The following is a 12,962-nucleotide window of genomic DNA, read 5'->3' as shown; positions in this document are numbered from 1 at the left end:
ATGGCAAGTGACGGGGGCGCCGCCGGGTTCGGCGGCGATGGGGGATTCACCGGCACCATAGCCGGTCGTTACCGGATCACCGGGCGGCTGGGCCGGGGCGGCATGGGCACCGTGTGGCGGGCCGAGGACGAGCTGCTGGGCCGTCAGGTCGCGGTCAAGGAGCTGCTCCTGGACGAGGACATGCCGGACGAGCAGCGGCAGGCACGCGGCGAGCGCGCGCTGCGCGAGGCGCGTACGGCGGCGCGGATCAAGCATGCGCATGTGGTCGTTCTGCACGATGTCGTGGAGCAGGACGGCCGTCCATGGATCGTGATGGAGCTCGTCGACGGCCGCTCGCTGGCCGAGATCCTCGCGAAGGACGGTCCCGTCGACCCGCGCGAGGCGGCCCGGATCGGTGCCGCGGTCACCAGCGCGGTGCGTGCCGCGCACGCGCATGACGTACTGCACCGCGACATCAAGCCCGCCAACGTACTGATCGAGAACGGCACCGGGCGGGTCGTGCTCACCGACTTCGGCATCGCCCGCATGCTGGGCACGACGACCCTCACCGAGAAGGGCGAGTTCGTCGGCTCACCCGAATACTGCGCCCCGGAGCGGATGTCGGGGCAGGAGGCCGGACCGGAGTCCGACATGTGGTCGGTGGGCGTGCTGCTGTGCGCGGCCGTACGCGGTCAGTCGCCGTTCCGCCGCGACTCGCTGGGCGGGGTGCTGCACGCCGTCGTCTTCGACGAGATCCGGCCGCCCGAGCAACTGGGGCCGTTGCTGCTGGTGGTGACCGCACTGCTGGAGCGCGACCCGGAGCGCCGGATGGGCGCGGCCGAGGCGGAGGAGCGGCTGCGCGGGTGCGCGGAGCCGCAGGACGCCCACGCCGCCCTGTCCGCTCACCTTTCCGCCCACTCGGCGCCGACCCGGTCGACCGACGTGCGCACGCCGTCTCCCGGTCCCGCGAAGCCGTGGCGCAGCCGTGCACGGCTGCTTCTCGCCTCGCTGGCCGTCTTGGCGGCGGGCGGCCTCGCAGCCGGCGAGCTCGCGTACAACCAGGGTGGGCAGGCCGAGCAGCTCGCGACAGCGCCGAGCACCGCCGCGTCCAACCCCGAATCCACCGCCGCCTCCACGGCCACCGCCGGCACGATCGCGAAGACCCCGTCCCCCGGCCCCACGCCCACCCCCACGCCGAGCGGGACCCCTACGACGGCCGTCCCGAAGGGCTACCACCTCGTCACCGACCCCAAGGGCTTCTCGCTCGCCGTGCCCGACGGCTTCACCCGCTCCTACGTGCGGCCCCGGGTCTTCTACCTCTCCTCCGGCGAGGTGTTCCGCCTCGGAATCCGTACCGCCGCCCCCGGCCCCGGCGGCCCGCTCGCCGTCATGACCGCGCAGCACGAGGCCGGCCCCGGCACGTACAAGGGCTACCGGGACGGATTCGTCACCTCTGTCACCCACAAGGGGAATCCGGCCGCCCTGTGGGAGTTCACCTGGGACGGCTTCGGAGACGGCGGCGGCGCCCGGCGCACGTACGACCTGTGCTGGACCGAGGGCGGCAGGCAGTACGACCTGTGGGTGTCCTCGCCCGTGGCGAAAGCCGAACAGGGGCGCGAATACTTCGACACGGCCCGCGACACATTCCTGCCCACCCCGTGAAAAAAAGCTACTGGTGGGTATGCAGAAGCCCGCGATCCGCCGTAACCTCACGCCCATGACGGACACCTCTACTGGCGGTAACCCGGTGGCCCCCGCAGGGAACCGTACGGCGGCCGACGTGGTCACCCCGGACCTGGTAGCGCGGCTCACCCGCGGTGTGGCCGGCAGCGGCCGTACGGCGAACCACACCCCGCTGACCGGCAAGAAGCTGGCGGACCTGCCGGAGGCGACGCCGCAGGACGTGGCGGCGGCGTACGAGAAGGCCAGGAAGGCCCAGAAGGCCTGGGCGGCGACGTCCCCCCGGCAGCGGGCGGCCGTACTGCTGCGGTTCCACGACCTCGTCATGGCCCGCCAGGCCGAGGTGCTGGACCTGCTCCAGCTGGAGACCGGCAAGGTAAGGCTGCATGCGCATGAAGAGGTGCAGCTGGTCGCAGTCACCGCCCGCCACTACGGCACGAAGGCGCCCGCCTATCTGCGGCCCAAGCGCCACACCGGCGCCATCCCCGTCCTGACCAAGGTCACCGAGCTGCGCCAGCCCAAGGGCGTCATCGGCTTCATCGTGCCCTGGAACTACCCCCTCGCGCTGTCCGCCGGTGACGCGCTGCCCGCCTTCGCCGCGGGCAACGCCGTCGTCATGAAGCCCGACACCGAGACCGCGCTCACCGTGCTCTGGGCCCGCGAGCAGCTCATCGAGGCCGGGCTGCCCGAGGACGTCTGGCAGGTCGTCATCGGCGAGGGCCCGGTCGTCGGCCCGGCCGTGGTCGACCATGCCGACTACGTCTCCTTCACCGGCTCCTCCCGCACCGGCCGCGACGTCGCCATCCGTGCCGCCTCCCGGCTCGTCGGCGCCTCCCTCGAACTCGGCGGCAAGAACGCCATGCTCGTCCTCAAGGACGCCGACCTCGACAAGGCCGCCGAGTGCGCCGTCCGCGCCTGCTTCAGCTCCGCCGGCCAGCTCTGCGAATCCATCGAGCGCCTCTACGTCGACGAAACGGTGGCCGGCGCCTTCCTCGACAAGTTCGCCGCCCGCACCCGCGCCCTCAAGCTCGGCACCGCTCTCGCCTACGGCGCCGGCATGGGCTCCCTCGCCGGTGACCGCCAGCTCGAAACCGTCACCCGCCACGTCGACGACGCCGTGGCCAAGGGCGCCAAGGTACTCGCCGGCGGCCGCCCCCGCCCCGACATCGGCCCCTTCTTCTACGAGCCCACGATCCTGGACGGCGTCGAGGCCCCCATGGCCGTCTGCGACGAGGAGACCTTCGGCCCCGTCGTCTCCGTCTACCGCTTCGCCACCGAGGACGAGGCCGTCGACCGCGCCAACGACACGCCCTACGGCCTCAACGCGGCCGTCTGGACCAAGGACACCCGCCGCGGCGCCCGCATCGCCGCCCGCCTCCACTCCGGCACCGTCAACGTCAACGAGGGCTACGCCTCCGCCTACGGCAGCATCCAGTCCCCGCTCGGCGGCATGGGCGAATCCGGCCTCGGCCGCCGCAACGGCTCCGAGGGCATCCTGAAGTACACCGAGGCCCAGACCGTGGCCACCCAGCGCCTGCTTCCCCTGGCGCCCTCGCTCGGCATGAACGACGAGCAGTACGCCGCCTTCATGAGCCGTTCGCTTCGCGCGATGAAAGCCTTCCGGCTGCGCTGACAGGAGGTCCGTACAGTGCCGTACGGCTATGACTACGACGTGATCGTCATCGGCTCCGGCTTCGGCGGATCCGTATCCGCCCTGCGCCTGACGGAAAAGGGCTACAAGGTGGGCGTCCTCGAGGCGGGCCGCCGCTTCACGCGCGACAGCCTGCCCAGGAACTCCTGGCGCATCAAGGACTACCTCTGGGCCCCCGCCCTGGGCCTGTACGGCATCCAGCGCATCCACCTGCTCAACAACGTCATGATCCTGGCCGGCGCGGGCGTCGGCGGCGGCTCCCTCAACTACGCCAACACCCTCTACGTGCCGCCCAAGGCCTTCTTCGAGGACCGCCAGTGGGCCGGCATCACCGACTGGCAGGAAGAGCTCAAGCCGTACTACGACCAGGCGCAGCGCATGCTCGGCGTGCGCATCAACCCCACCATGACCCCCTCCGACGTCCACCTCAAGGCGGCCGCCGAGAAGATGGGCGTGGGCGAGTCCTTCCATCTGGCCCCCGTCGGAGTGTTCTTCGGCGACGGCAAGGACGCCGAGGGCGACGCCAAGGCCGCGCCCGGCGAAGAGGTGGCCGACCCCTACTTCGGCGGCGCCGGCCCCTCCCGCCGCGCCTGCCTGGAGTGCGGCGAGTGCATGACGGGCTGCCGCCACGGCGCGAAGAACACCCTCAACGAGAACTACCTCCATCTCGCCGAGCAGGCCGGCGCGGTCATCCACCCCATGACGACGGTCACCGCGCTCTCCGAGAACCCCGAAGGCGGCTACGACGTCACCACGGTCCGCACGGACCGCAGGCGCAAGTCCAAGCCCCGAACGCTGCGTGCGCAGTACGTGGTTGTCGCCGCGGGCACCTACGGCACCCAGAGCCTGCTGCACCGCATGCGCGACACGGGCCGCCTGCCCGGCATCTCCGCCCGCCTCGGAGACCTCACCCGCACCAACTCCGAGGCCCTGGTCGGCTCCCAGACCACCGACCGCCGCTACCGCAAGAAGCACGGCGGGAAGCCGGACTTCACCCGCGGCGTCGCCATCACCTCCTCAATCCACCCCGACGCCAACACCCACATCGAGCCCGTCCGCTACGGCAAGGGCTCCAACGCCATGGGCGGCCTCGCCATCCTCCAGGTCCCCCACGGCACCCGCCTCCCGCGCGGCCTCGCCTACCTGGTCAACTCCGCCCGCCACCCAGTGCTGACCCTGCGCTCCCTGTCCAACTACCGCTGGTCCGAGCGCACCATCATCGGCCTGGTCATGCAGTCCCTCGACAACTCCCTCACCACCTACCGCAAGCCCAAGGGCCTCGGCAAAGGCCTCCTCACCGCCCGCCAGGGCCATGGCGCCCCCAACCCCGACTTCATCCCCGAAGGCGCCGAAGCCGCCCGCATCATCGCCGACGACATCAACGGCTTCCCCGGCAGCAACATCGGCGAACTCATGGGCACCCCCCTCACCGCCCACTTCCTCGGCGGCTGCCCCATCGCCGCCGACCCCGACCACGGCGTCATCGACCCCTACCACCGCCTCTTCGGCCACCCCGGCATCCACGTCGTCGACGGCGCCGCCGTCTCCGCCAACCTCGGCGTGAATCCGTCGCTGACCATCACCGCCCAGGCCGAACGCGCCGCCGCCCTCTGGCCCAACCGCGGCGACCCCGACCCCCGCCCCGCCCAGGGCGAGACCTACGTACGCCTCCCGGCCGTCGAGCCCCGCCGGCCCGCCGTCCCCGAGGACGCGTTCGGCGCGCTGCGCCTGCCGCTGCTGCCGGTGCCCAAGGTGCCGCCGAAGGGGTAGGAGCGCGGCGGGTCAACCTGGAGATCCTGGGCAACACGGACGGCTTCCTGCACGCGCAGGTGTGGCCCCGGTACGAGTGGGAGCCGGGCGATCTCGTGCGCATGCCCGTGTGGCTGTACCCGCGCGAGCGGTGGAGCGACGAGCGGTTCGCACTCGGCCCGCGCCACGGCGGGCTGCGCGAGGCGATCGCCGCGGAGCTGGAGCGTCCGCCGGTCTCAGACCAGGCGTCGGGCGGTCGCCCAGCGGGTCAGCTCGTGACGGTTGGAGAGCTGGAGCTTGCGCAGCACGGCCGATACGTGGCTCTCGACCGTCTTCACGGAGATGTAGAGCTGCTTGGCGACTTCCTTGTACGCGTAGCCGCGTGCGATGAGCCGCAGCACCTCGCGCTCGCGCTGCGTCAGGCGGTCCAGGTCCTCGTCCACGGGCGGGGCGTCGGTGGAGGCGAAGGCGTCCAGGACGAAGCCGGCGAGCCTCGGGGAGAAGACGGCGTCGCCGTCGGCGACACGGAAGATGGAGTTGACGAGGTCGGGGCCGGTGATGGTCTTGGTGACGTAGCCGCGGGCGCCGCCGCGGATGACGCCGATGACGTCCTCGGCGGCGTCGGAGACGGACAGGGCCAGGAAGCGGACGGGCTGGGTGGCGTCGGACATCAACGGGGCGCAGCGCTTGAGGACTTCGACGCCGCCGCCGCCGGGGAGGTGGACGTCGAGGAGGACGACATCGGGGCGGGTGGCGGTGACGACGGTGACGGCCTGGTCGACGTCCGCGGCCTCGCCGACGACATCGACACCGGTGCGGTCGGTCTCGCCGATCTCGGCCTGGACGCCGGTGCGGAACATGCGGTGGTCGTCGACCAGTACGACCCGCACGGTGCGGCCTTCGGCCGGGGGGACCGCGCCCTGGGTGGTGTCGTCGCTCATCGTTCGTCCCTCGTTTCTGCTGTGCCGCGCCCGCGGCTTCGGTGATGGCCGCTCCGTTGCCGGCTGCTCATGCCGACGACCGCTCCATTTCCAGCTCTACCTCTGTCCCCCCGCCCGGCGCGGAGCGCAAGCGCGCCTCGCCGCCGTTGCGCTTCATGCGGCCGATGATCGATTCGCGGACGCCCATGCGGTCGTCCGGCACCGAGTCCAGGTCGAAGCCCGGGCCCCGGTCGCGTACGGATACGAAGACCTTGTGCTCCTCGACCTCGGCGTAGACCTGAACGGGCTCGTCCCCACCGTACTTGGCGGCGTTGACCATGGCTTCGCGGGCCGCCTGCATCTGGGCGCCGAGGCGTTCGTCGAGGGGGCAGTCGCCGACGCAGACGACCTCGACGGGGACGCCGTGGGCGTCCTCGACCTCGGCGGCGGCGCGGCGGACGGCTTCGGCGAGGGTGGCGGGTTCGTCGTCGCGGCCGTTGCCCTCCGGGCGGTAGAGCCAGGCGCGGAGTTCGCGTTCCTGGGCGCGGGCGAGCTTGGCGACCTCGCGGGGGTCGTCGGCGTGACGCTGGATCAGGGTGAGGGTGTGCAGGACGGAGTCGTGGACGTGGGCGGCGACTTCGGCGCGCTCCTGGGCGCGGATGCGCTCGCGGCGCTCGGCGGAGAGGTCCTGGGTCATACGGACGAGGTAGGGGCCGGTGATGAGGGCCACGCCGACGAGAACGGCCAGCGCCGCCTGGAGGATGACGCCGATGTGGCTGGCGGAGCCCTGGACGACGAGGAAGCCGGTGACGCCGATGCCGACGAGGATGACGCCGGCGGCGCCGCGTGCGAGGGGGAGCAGCCGTTTGCGGCGGCTCATCTCGGCCCAGCGGGCGCGGCGGGAGTTGTCGGCCTGGCGCCAGACGAGGGCGACGCCGAGGCCGATGATGAGCAGGGGCCAGACGTAGGCGTTGGCGCGGCCGAGGTTCAGGCTGTCGATGAGGATGGCGAAGCCGCAGGCGACGGCGATCAGCGCGACGATCTGGCCCTTGTCGGGGCGGCGGCCGGCGAGCCAGGAGCGGGCGTTGCGCGGCTCCTTGGCCTCGGCGGGGGTGAGGTTGACGCCGCCGACGCCGAGCGGGACGACGAACCAGAAGATGGCGTAGAGCAGGATGCCGAGCCCCTGGATGGTCGCCAGGACGACGAAGACCACCCGGACCCAGGCCACCGGCAGCGACAGATGTCCGGCCAGGCCGCGCGCGACGCCGCCGACCATCCGGCCCTCGGAGCTGCGGTAGAACCGGCGGACCGGCGGGTCCGCCGGGTCGGGGGTCGTGAAGAACGAGGCCCCGGGCACTCCGGATGCTCCGCTCGTCGGGCTGGTGCTGGCTGCCGGCATGCCCCGATCGTCACACGCCGGGCACCGATCCGGCATCAGGGTTGCCCCGGACACCGCCTCAGGGCAGGTCCAGGGTTGTGCCGGGTGCCGGGAAGGGCCGCCGTCCGCCAGCATGGGGGCATGACGGATCCGGAGGACAGTCCAGCGCGCATGGGCCTCGTACGCAGCCGCAAGGGCAAGGTGATCGCGGGCGTCTGCGAGGGCGCGGGGCGGTACTTCGACATCGACCCGGTGGTGTTCCGGGTGGTGCTCGGCGTGCTGGCGCTGACCGGCGGCCTCGGGCTGGTGGCGTACGGCGTGGTGTGGCTCCTGGTGCCCATGGAGGGCGAGGAGGAGAGCGAGGCGCACCGGCTGCTGTCCGGGCGGGTGGAGGGCCCGGCGCTGACGGCGGTGCTGGTCACCCTGGTCGGCTGCGGGCTGTTCCTGTCGATGCTGGGCAGCGCGGGCAACCAGGCCTTCTCGCTCGTCCTGCTGGCCGCCCTGGCCGGCGCCGTCTACTGGTCGCAGACCAAACGCCGCACCGCCGAGACCACCGAGACCGTGCCCCCCGCGCCGCAGCCGCCGCCCGCCCCCGCCACGGCCTCGTGGTGGCGCGAGCCGATCACCAAGGACGTGCCCTACGAGTGGGGGCCCGACGACACCCCGTACGCGTACGACCGCCGCAGCCTCCGGGACTGGCGCGATCGCCACCGCGCCGCCCGGCAGGACGCCCGCCGCGAAGCCCGCCGCGATGCGCGGCCGCCGTTCGGCGGGATGCTTTTCCTGCTGGCCGTGACCGCGGCCGCGATCGGCATCGCGGTGTCGTGGCACTCCCGGCCGCTCGGCACGAGCCTGGAGATCGGCTTCGGGTCGGCACTGGCCGTCCTCGGCCTCGGCTTTGTCGTCAGCTCGCGCTGGGGGCGCCTCGGCGGCGGCACCGTCTTCACGGCGGTCCTGGTCACCGCGCTGCTGGTGGGCTCCGCCGCGCTCCCGAAGTCCATCGGTACGCAGTGGACGCACCGCACCTGGGCCCCGGCCGCCGTCGCCGACGTACGGCCCGCGTACGAACTCGGCGCGGGCGAGGCCGTGCTCGACCTGAGCGCGGTGCGGCCGGGCGGCAAGGAGCACGTCGTCTCGACCCGGGCCGAGGTGGGGGCCGGGCAGCTGAAGGTGACGGTGCCCGAGGACGTGACGCTGCAGCTGAAGATCCAGGTCGGGCTCGGCGACATCCAGCTGCCGGGCGAGAAGCGCACCAAGGACGTGGACGTGCAGCCCGACGTCAAGCGCGATGTCATCATCCAGCCGGCTGACGGCCTCAAGTCCACCGGCACCCTGAAACTCGACCTCCAGGTAGGCCTCGGACAGGTGACGGTGACCCGATGAGTCAGCAGCAGGAGTATCAGCAGGAGCCGTACCACCACCGCCACCGATTCGACCCGGCGGCCTTTCTCACCGGCCTGATCCTGCTCGCCCTCGCCGCGGCCTTCCTGCTGGACGCCTCCGGCACCTGGCGCGTCCCGCCCCGCGAGTCCGTACCGCTGGCGGCCGGGGGACTGGCCCTGGCCGCCGTCGGCGCGATCGTCAGCGGGATCGTACGGAGCCGAAGGCGCCCGGCGGCGGGCTCAGGCCCGGTGCCCGTGCCGCCTGCGGCGGCGGGCGGTGGAGATGACCGCGTCGACGGACAGTAGCGGCGCGCCCGCCAGAACCAGCGGCAGCCAGGCCATCAGGTAGACCAGGTCGTTGCCGTAGTAGTACGGATGCGTGGACCAGCTCACCGTCAGCCACAGGCTCGCCGAGATCGCCGCGCCGCCGAGGGCCGCGATCCGGGTCAGCAGGCCCAGCACGGTGCCGATGCCGACCGCGACCTCGCCCAGCGCGATCGCGTAGCCGAACGCGTGCGGGTTCTTCAGCGCCAGATCGATCATCGCCGGGATCGCGGCGCTGGTCTTCACCGCGTTCAGCGTGCCGACCAGCGATCCGGGCGCCGAGTCCGTGAAGAACGTGTCGCTCAGGAGCTTGTCCAGCCCCGCGTACACGAACGTCACGCCCAGGAAGATCCGCAACGGCAGCAGCGAATACCGTCCGGCGGCATCCCGCCAGCCGCCGCCCGTGCCGCCGGTCCCTGCGCCTGTGCCTGTCTCAGTGCCTGATATGCCGGTTGCGCTCATGCCGTTTTCCGCCTCCCGATTCACCAGTGCATACGAATGGGAACCGAAAACGGTTCACTTTCGCTTGAAAATTCAGTCAAACATACCGGCTTCCGCGCGGGCTACCCGCTCGTACAACGGCTGATAATTGATCCACGCCACCAGGTCGTTCCCGATCTGCTCCCGCGTACGCATCGCGTCCTCGTGACCGATCCGCACCGGCTTCCCCGCCGCCTTCGCCATCAGCTGCGTCCGGCACGCCCGCTCCATCGTCATGAACCACCATGCCGCCGCGTCCACCGAGCCCCCGACCGTCAGCAGCCCGTGATTGCGCAGGATGACCGCCTTGTGCGGCCCCAGCGCCTCCGCGATCCGGCGGGCCTCCGCCTCGTCGACCACGACCCCCGTGTACGCGTCGAACAGCGCGTGATCCTCGTAGAACGCGCACACGTCCTGGGATATCGGCTCCAGCAGCTCCCCCAGCGTCGAGAACGTCCGGCCGTGCGTGGAGTGGCTGTGCGCCACCGCGACCACGTCCGGGCGCGCGGCGTGGACCTGCGCGTGGATCGCGAAAGCCGCCTGATTGACATGGAAGTGGCCCTGCACCACCTGGCCCGCCCCGTTCGCCAGCACCAGGTCGCTGACCCTGACATGCGCGAACGGCATCCCGAAGGGGTTCACCCAGAAATGGTCGGTGAGCTCGGGATCGCGGGCGGTGATGTGGCCGGACACCCCTTCGTCGTAGCCGAGCTGCCCGAAGGCGCGCAGCGCGGCGGCCAGGCGCTCCTTGCGATGGCGGCGCTCGTCGGCGGGGTCGGCGAAGGCGGTGGGGAGGGTGAAGTGCAGCTCGTCGGTGGGGATCGGCGTCGGCGCGGGCTCGGTCATGCGGCGGAAGTTACCGCGAGGTACGTCAGATGACCAGGGCTGTGGCGGAGGGTGGCGCTACGACGTGTACGGCGGCCGCCGGTTGATCGCCGTCAGGTCGATCTCGATGTCGTACGGGCGGCTGACCTTGAGCCGGTCGTGGAAGATGCCGGTGGGCGCGTATGCCTTGGTCGCCGGGTCGAGTTCGTACACGTACACGACCGGGTAGCCGTCGCTGTTCTCCTCGACGCGCCAGAAGTGCGGGATGCCGGCGGTGGCGTACTTGCGCGGTTTGACCTCGCGGTCACGGACCTCGGAGTCCAGCGACACGACCTCGACGGCGAGGAGGACGTCCCCGGGCAGGTACTTGGTCTGCTTCGACCCGGTGATCGCCTCCTGGGTGATCACCAGAATGTCCGGCTCGGGGCGGTTCCTGCGGTCCAGATGGATGGTCATCTCCCGGTCGACATCCAGCTCGCCCGGCGCCTGCGTCAGCAGCATGTACTCCAGCAAGCGCATGGCCCTGGAATGGAATCGCGTCTGCGGACTCACGAAAACAAGGCTCCCGTCTAGCAGCTCCGTGTGCGGAGGCAGGTTGGGAAGCCGGTCGAGGTCATCGGAGGTCCAGCCGCCCACAGGGGGTCGCGGCCAGTCGTGGTCCGACTCAGCGGTCATTGGTGCTCCCATGGGACGGATCCTCGCGGGTATCACCAGCCTACCCACCCCGAAAGACAACGCCGCCGCCCAAACGAATGAGCGACGGCGCGGTCGTTGACGCTTCGGGAGGCAGCTACGGGGCTACTCCCACTCGATGGTGCCCGGCGGCTTGCTCGTCACGTCCAGCACCACCCGGTTCACATCGGCGACCTCATTCGTGATCCGGGTCGAGATCTTCGCGAGCACCTCGTACGGCAGCCGGGACCAGTCGGCCGTCATGGCGTCCTCGCTGGACACCGGCCGCAGGACGATCGGGTGGCCGTACGTACGGCCGTCGCCCTGGACGCCGACGGACCGGACGTCGGCCAGAAGCACCACCGGGCACTGCCAGATGTCGCGGTCGAGGCCGGCGAGGGTCAGCTCCTCGCGGGCGATGGCGTCGGCCTCGCGGAGGAGGTCGAGCCGCTCCTTGGTGACCTCGCCGACAATGCGGATGCCGAGGCCGGGGCCGGGGAAGGGCTGGCGCTGGACGATCTCGTCGGGGAGGCCGAGCTCCTGGCCGACCATGCGGACCTCGTCCTTGAAGAGCTTGCGGAGCGGCTCGACGAGGGAGAACTCGAGGTCGTCGGGGAGGCCGCCGACGTTGTGGTGGGACTTGATGTTGGCGGTGCCGGTGCCGCCGCCGGACTCGACGACATCGGGGTAGAGGGTGCCCTGGACGAGGAAGGCGACCTCTTCGCCGTCCGCGGCCTCGGCGATGATCTCGGCCTGGGCCTGCTCGAAGACGCGGATGAACTCGCGGCCGATGATCTTCCGCTTCTGCTCGGGGTCGGAGACCCCGGCCAGCGCGCTGAGGAAGCGCTCCTCGGCGTCGACGACCTTGAGCTGAACGCCCGTCGCCGCGACGAAGTCCTTCTCGACCTGCTCGGACTCGCCCTTGCGCATGAGGCCGTGGTCGACGTAGACGCAGGTCAGGCGGTCCCCGATGGCCCGCTGCACGAGCGCCGCGGCGACAGCGGAGTCCACGCCGCCGGACAGGCCGCAGATGGCGCGCTTGTCGCCGACCTGCTCGCGGATCAGCGCCACCTGCTCGTCCACGACGTTCGTGGTGGTCCAGGTGGGGGCGAGGCCGGCGCCGCGGTAGAGGAAGTGCTCCAGGATCTGCTGGCCGTGCTCGGAGTGCAGGACCTCCGGGTGGTACTGGACGCCGTAGAGCTTGAGGTCGTCGTTCTCGAAGGCGGCGACCGGGACGACGTCCGTGGAGCCGGTGACGGTGAAGCCGGCCGGGGCGGCCGAGCACGCGTCGCCGTGGGACATCCAGACGGACTGCCGGTCGGGGGTGCCCGCGAAGAGGGTGGAGCCGGGCTTGGAGACGTTCAGCTGGGTGCGGCCGTACTCGCGGGCGCCGGTGTTGTCGACGGTGCCGCCCAGCGCCACGGCCATCAGCTGGAAGCCGTAGCACATGCCGAAGACGGGGATACCGGCCTCGAAGATCGCGCGGTCGAGGCTGGGGGCGCCGTCGGCGTAGACCGAGGAGGGGCCGCCGGAGAGGATGATCGCGCTGGGGCTCTTGGCGAGGATCTCGTCGACCGGCATCGTGCTGGGCACGATCTCGCTGTAGACCCGGGCCTCACGCACGCGGCGCGCGATGAGCTGGGCGTACTGCGCTCCGAAGTCGACGACGAGAACGGTGTCGGGGGCGGGCGGGGTCGCTGATGCCACGGCGTGCCTTCCGGCGATTCGTACGAGGGGGCGTGTCCGATTCTACCGGCCCGCGCACGGCCCCCGGCCCGCATGGCATACTCGCCCCATGCTCTCGACCGCGCACTTCGCGTTTACCTATGGCACCGGCTGGTCCGGCTGCCACGGTCGTGCTGTCTGAGAGCGAAACCTCAGCACTTCACCAGGCGCCCCGGGCCACTCGGCCCGGGGCGCTC

General features: G+C 71.4%; 11 protein-coding genes and 1 pseudogene. 6 read left to right on the top strand and 6 right to left on the bottom strand.

The window, feature by feature from the left end; translation table 11 throughout:
* From OG607_RS17540 to OG607_RS17525, 4 genes and pseudogenes are all read left to right on the top strand, one after another.
* Entirely contained in the window at positions 1 to 1,641 is a 1,641-nt protein-coding gene (locus tag OG607_RS17540) for a serine/threonine-protein kinase (protein ID WP_405724114.1), read from the top strand.
* Positions 1,642 to 1,696: 55 nt separating this feature from the next.
* Positions 1,697 to 3,292, top strand: coding sequence for a succinic semialdehyde dehydrogenase (locus tag OG607_RS17535; protein WP_405724113.1), 1,596 nt, complete (start codon positions 1,697 to 1,699; stop codon positions 3,290 to 3,292).
* Positions 3,293 to 3,307: 15 nt separating this feature from the next.
* Complete coding sequence (locus OG607_RS17530) at positions 3,308 to 5,080, top strand: GMC family oxidoreductase N-terminal domain-containing protein (protein WP_405724112.1); 1,773 nt, start codon at positions 3,308 to 3,310, stop codon at positions 5,078 to 5,080.
* Between the two features lie 5 nt (positions 5,081 to 5,085).
* A pseudogene (locus OG607_RS17525) lies at positions 5,086 to 5,286 on the top strand (diadenosine tetraphosphate hydrolase); the annotation flags it as partial.
* Between the two features lie 9 nt (positions 5,287 to 5,295).
* Here the strand turns inward: OG607_RS17525 and OG607_RS17520 are convergent.
* Positions 5,296 to 6,000 (bottom strand): LuxR C-terminal-related transcriptional regulator, encoded by a 705-nt coding sequence (locus OG607_RS17520; RefSeq protein WP_405724111.1) that lies wholly within the window; start codon positions 5,998 to 6,000, stop codon positions 5,296 to 5,298.
* A gap of 67 nt (positions 6,001 to 6,067) precedes the next feature.
* On the bottom strand, positions 6,068 to 7,378 hold the full coding sequence (locus OG607_RS17515) for a PspC domain-containing protein (RefSeq protein ID WP_405724110.1): 1,311 nt from the start codon (positions 7,376 to 7,378) through the stop codon (positions 6,068 to 6,070).
* A gap of 120 nt (positions 7,379 to 7,498) precedes the next feature.
* Here OG607_RS17515 and OG607_RS17510 point away from each other — a divergent pair, with 120 nt between their 5' ends.
* Both OG607_RS17510 and OG607_RS17505 read left to right on the top strand, forming a co-directional pair.
* Complete coding sequence (locus tag OG607_RS17510; RefSeq protein ID WP_405724109.1) at positions 7,499 to 8,740, top strand: PspC domain-containing protein; 1,242 nt, start codon at positions 7,499 to 7,501, stop codon at positions 8,738 to 8,740.
* The gene (locus OG607_RS17505; protein WP_405724108.1) at positions 8,737 to 9,045 is read left to right on the top strand and encodes a hypothetical protein; all 309 of its coding nucleotides are present in this window, start codon (positions 8,737 to 8,739) and stop codon (positions 9,043 to 9,045) included. The genes OG607_RS17510 and OG607_RS17505 overlap by 4 nt, the downstream gene beginning before the upstream one ends.
* On the opposite strand, the gene OG607_RS17500 is transcribed toward OG607_RS17505, so the two are convergent.
* From OG607_RS17500 to guaA, 4 genes are all read right to left on the bottom strand, one after another.
* Positions 8,980 to 9,525 (bottom strand): DoxX family protein, encoded by a 546-nt coding sequence (locus OG607_RS17500; RefSeq protein WP_405724107.1) that lies wholly within the window; start codon positions 9,523 to 9,525, stop codon positions 8,980 to 8,982. The two genes, OG607_RS17505 and OG607_RS17500, sit on opposite strands and share 66 nt — an antisense overlap.
* Positions 9,526 to 9,597: 72 nt before the next feature.
* Positions 9,598 to 10,389 (bottom strand): class II aldolase/adducin family protein, encoded by a 792-nt coding sequence (locus tag OG607_RS17495; RefSeq protein ID WP_405724106.1) that lies wholly within the window; start codon positions 10,387 to 10,389, stop codon positions 9,598 to 9,600.
* 57 nt (positions 10,390 to 10,446) lie between these two features.
* Positions 10,447 to 11,055 (bottom strand): Uma2 family endonuclease, encoded by a 609-nt coding sequence (locus OG607_RS17490; RefSeq protein ID WP_405724105.1) that lies wholly within the window; start codon positions 11,053 to 11,055, stop codon positions 10,447 to 10,449.
* Between the two features lie 111 nt (positions 11,056 to 11,166).
* Entirely contained in the window at positions 11,167 to 12,747 is a 1,581-nt protein-coding gene (gene guaA / locus OG607_RS17485; RefSeq protein WP_405724104.1) for a glutamine-hydrolyzing GMP synthase, read from the bottom strand.
* Positions 12,748 to 12,962 lie beyond the last annotated feature (215 nt).

The sequence above is a fragment of the Streptomyces sp. NBC_01537 genome (assembly GCF_045040445.1).
GTDB lineage: Bacteria > Actinomycetota > Actinomycetes > Streptomycetales > Streptomycetaceae > Actinacidiphila.
Note: the sequence above shows the minus strand (reverse complement) of the source record. Positions and strands in the feature narration are given on the sequence as shown.

Bases quoted from the DNA above. Each gene is read 5' to 3' on its own strand.
- OG607_RS17540 (WP_405724114.1), top strand. From the start codon at position 1: ATGGCAAGTGACGGGGGCGCCGCCGGGTTCGGCGGCGATGGGGGATTC.
- OG607_RS17535 (WP_405724113.1), top strand. From the start codon at position 1,697: ATGACGGACACCTCTACTGGCGGTAACCCGGTGGCCCCCGCAGGGAAC.
- OG607_RS17520 (WP_405724111.1), bottom strand. From the start codon at position 6,000: ATGAGCGACGACACCACCCAGGGCGCGGTCCCCCCGGCCGAAGGCCGC.
- OG607_RS17515 (WP_405724110.1), bottom strand. From the start codon at position 7,378: ATGCCGGCAGCCAGCACCAGCCCGACGAGCGGAGCATCCGGAGTGCCC.
- OG607_RS17510 (WP_405724109.1), top strand. From the start codon at position 7,499: ATGACGGATCCGGAGGACAGTCCAGCGCGCATGGGCCTCGTACGCAGC.
- OG607_RS17505 (WP_405724108.1), top strand. From the start codon at position 8,737: ATGAGTCAGCAGCAGGAGTATCAGCAGGAGCCGTACCACCACCGCCAC.
- OG607_RS17500 (WP_405724107.1), bottom strand. From the start codon at position 9,525: ATGAGCGCAACCGGCATATCAGGCACTGAGACAGGCACAGGCGCAGGG.
- OG607_RS17495 (WP_405724106.1), bottom strand. From the start codon at position 10,389: ATGACCGAGCCCGCGCCGACGCCGATCCCCACCGACGAGCTGCACTTC.
- OG607_RS17490 (WP_405724105.1), bottom strand. From the start codon at position 11,055: ATGGGAGCACCAATGACCGCTGAGTCGGACCACGACTGGCCGCGACCC.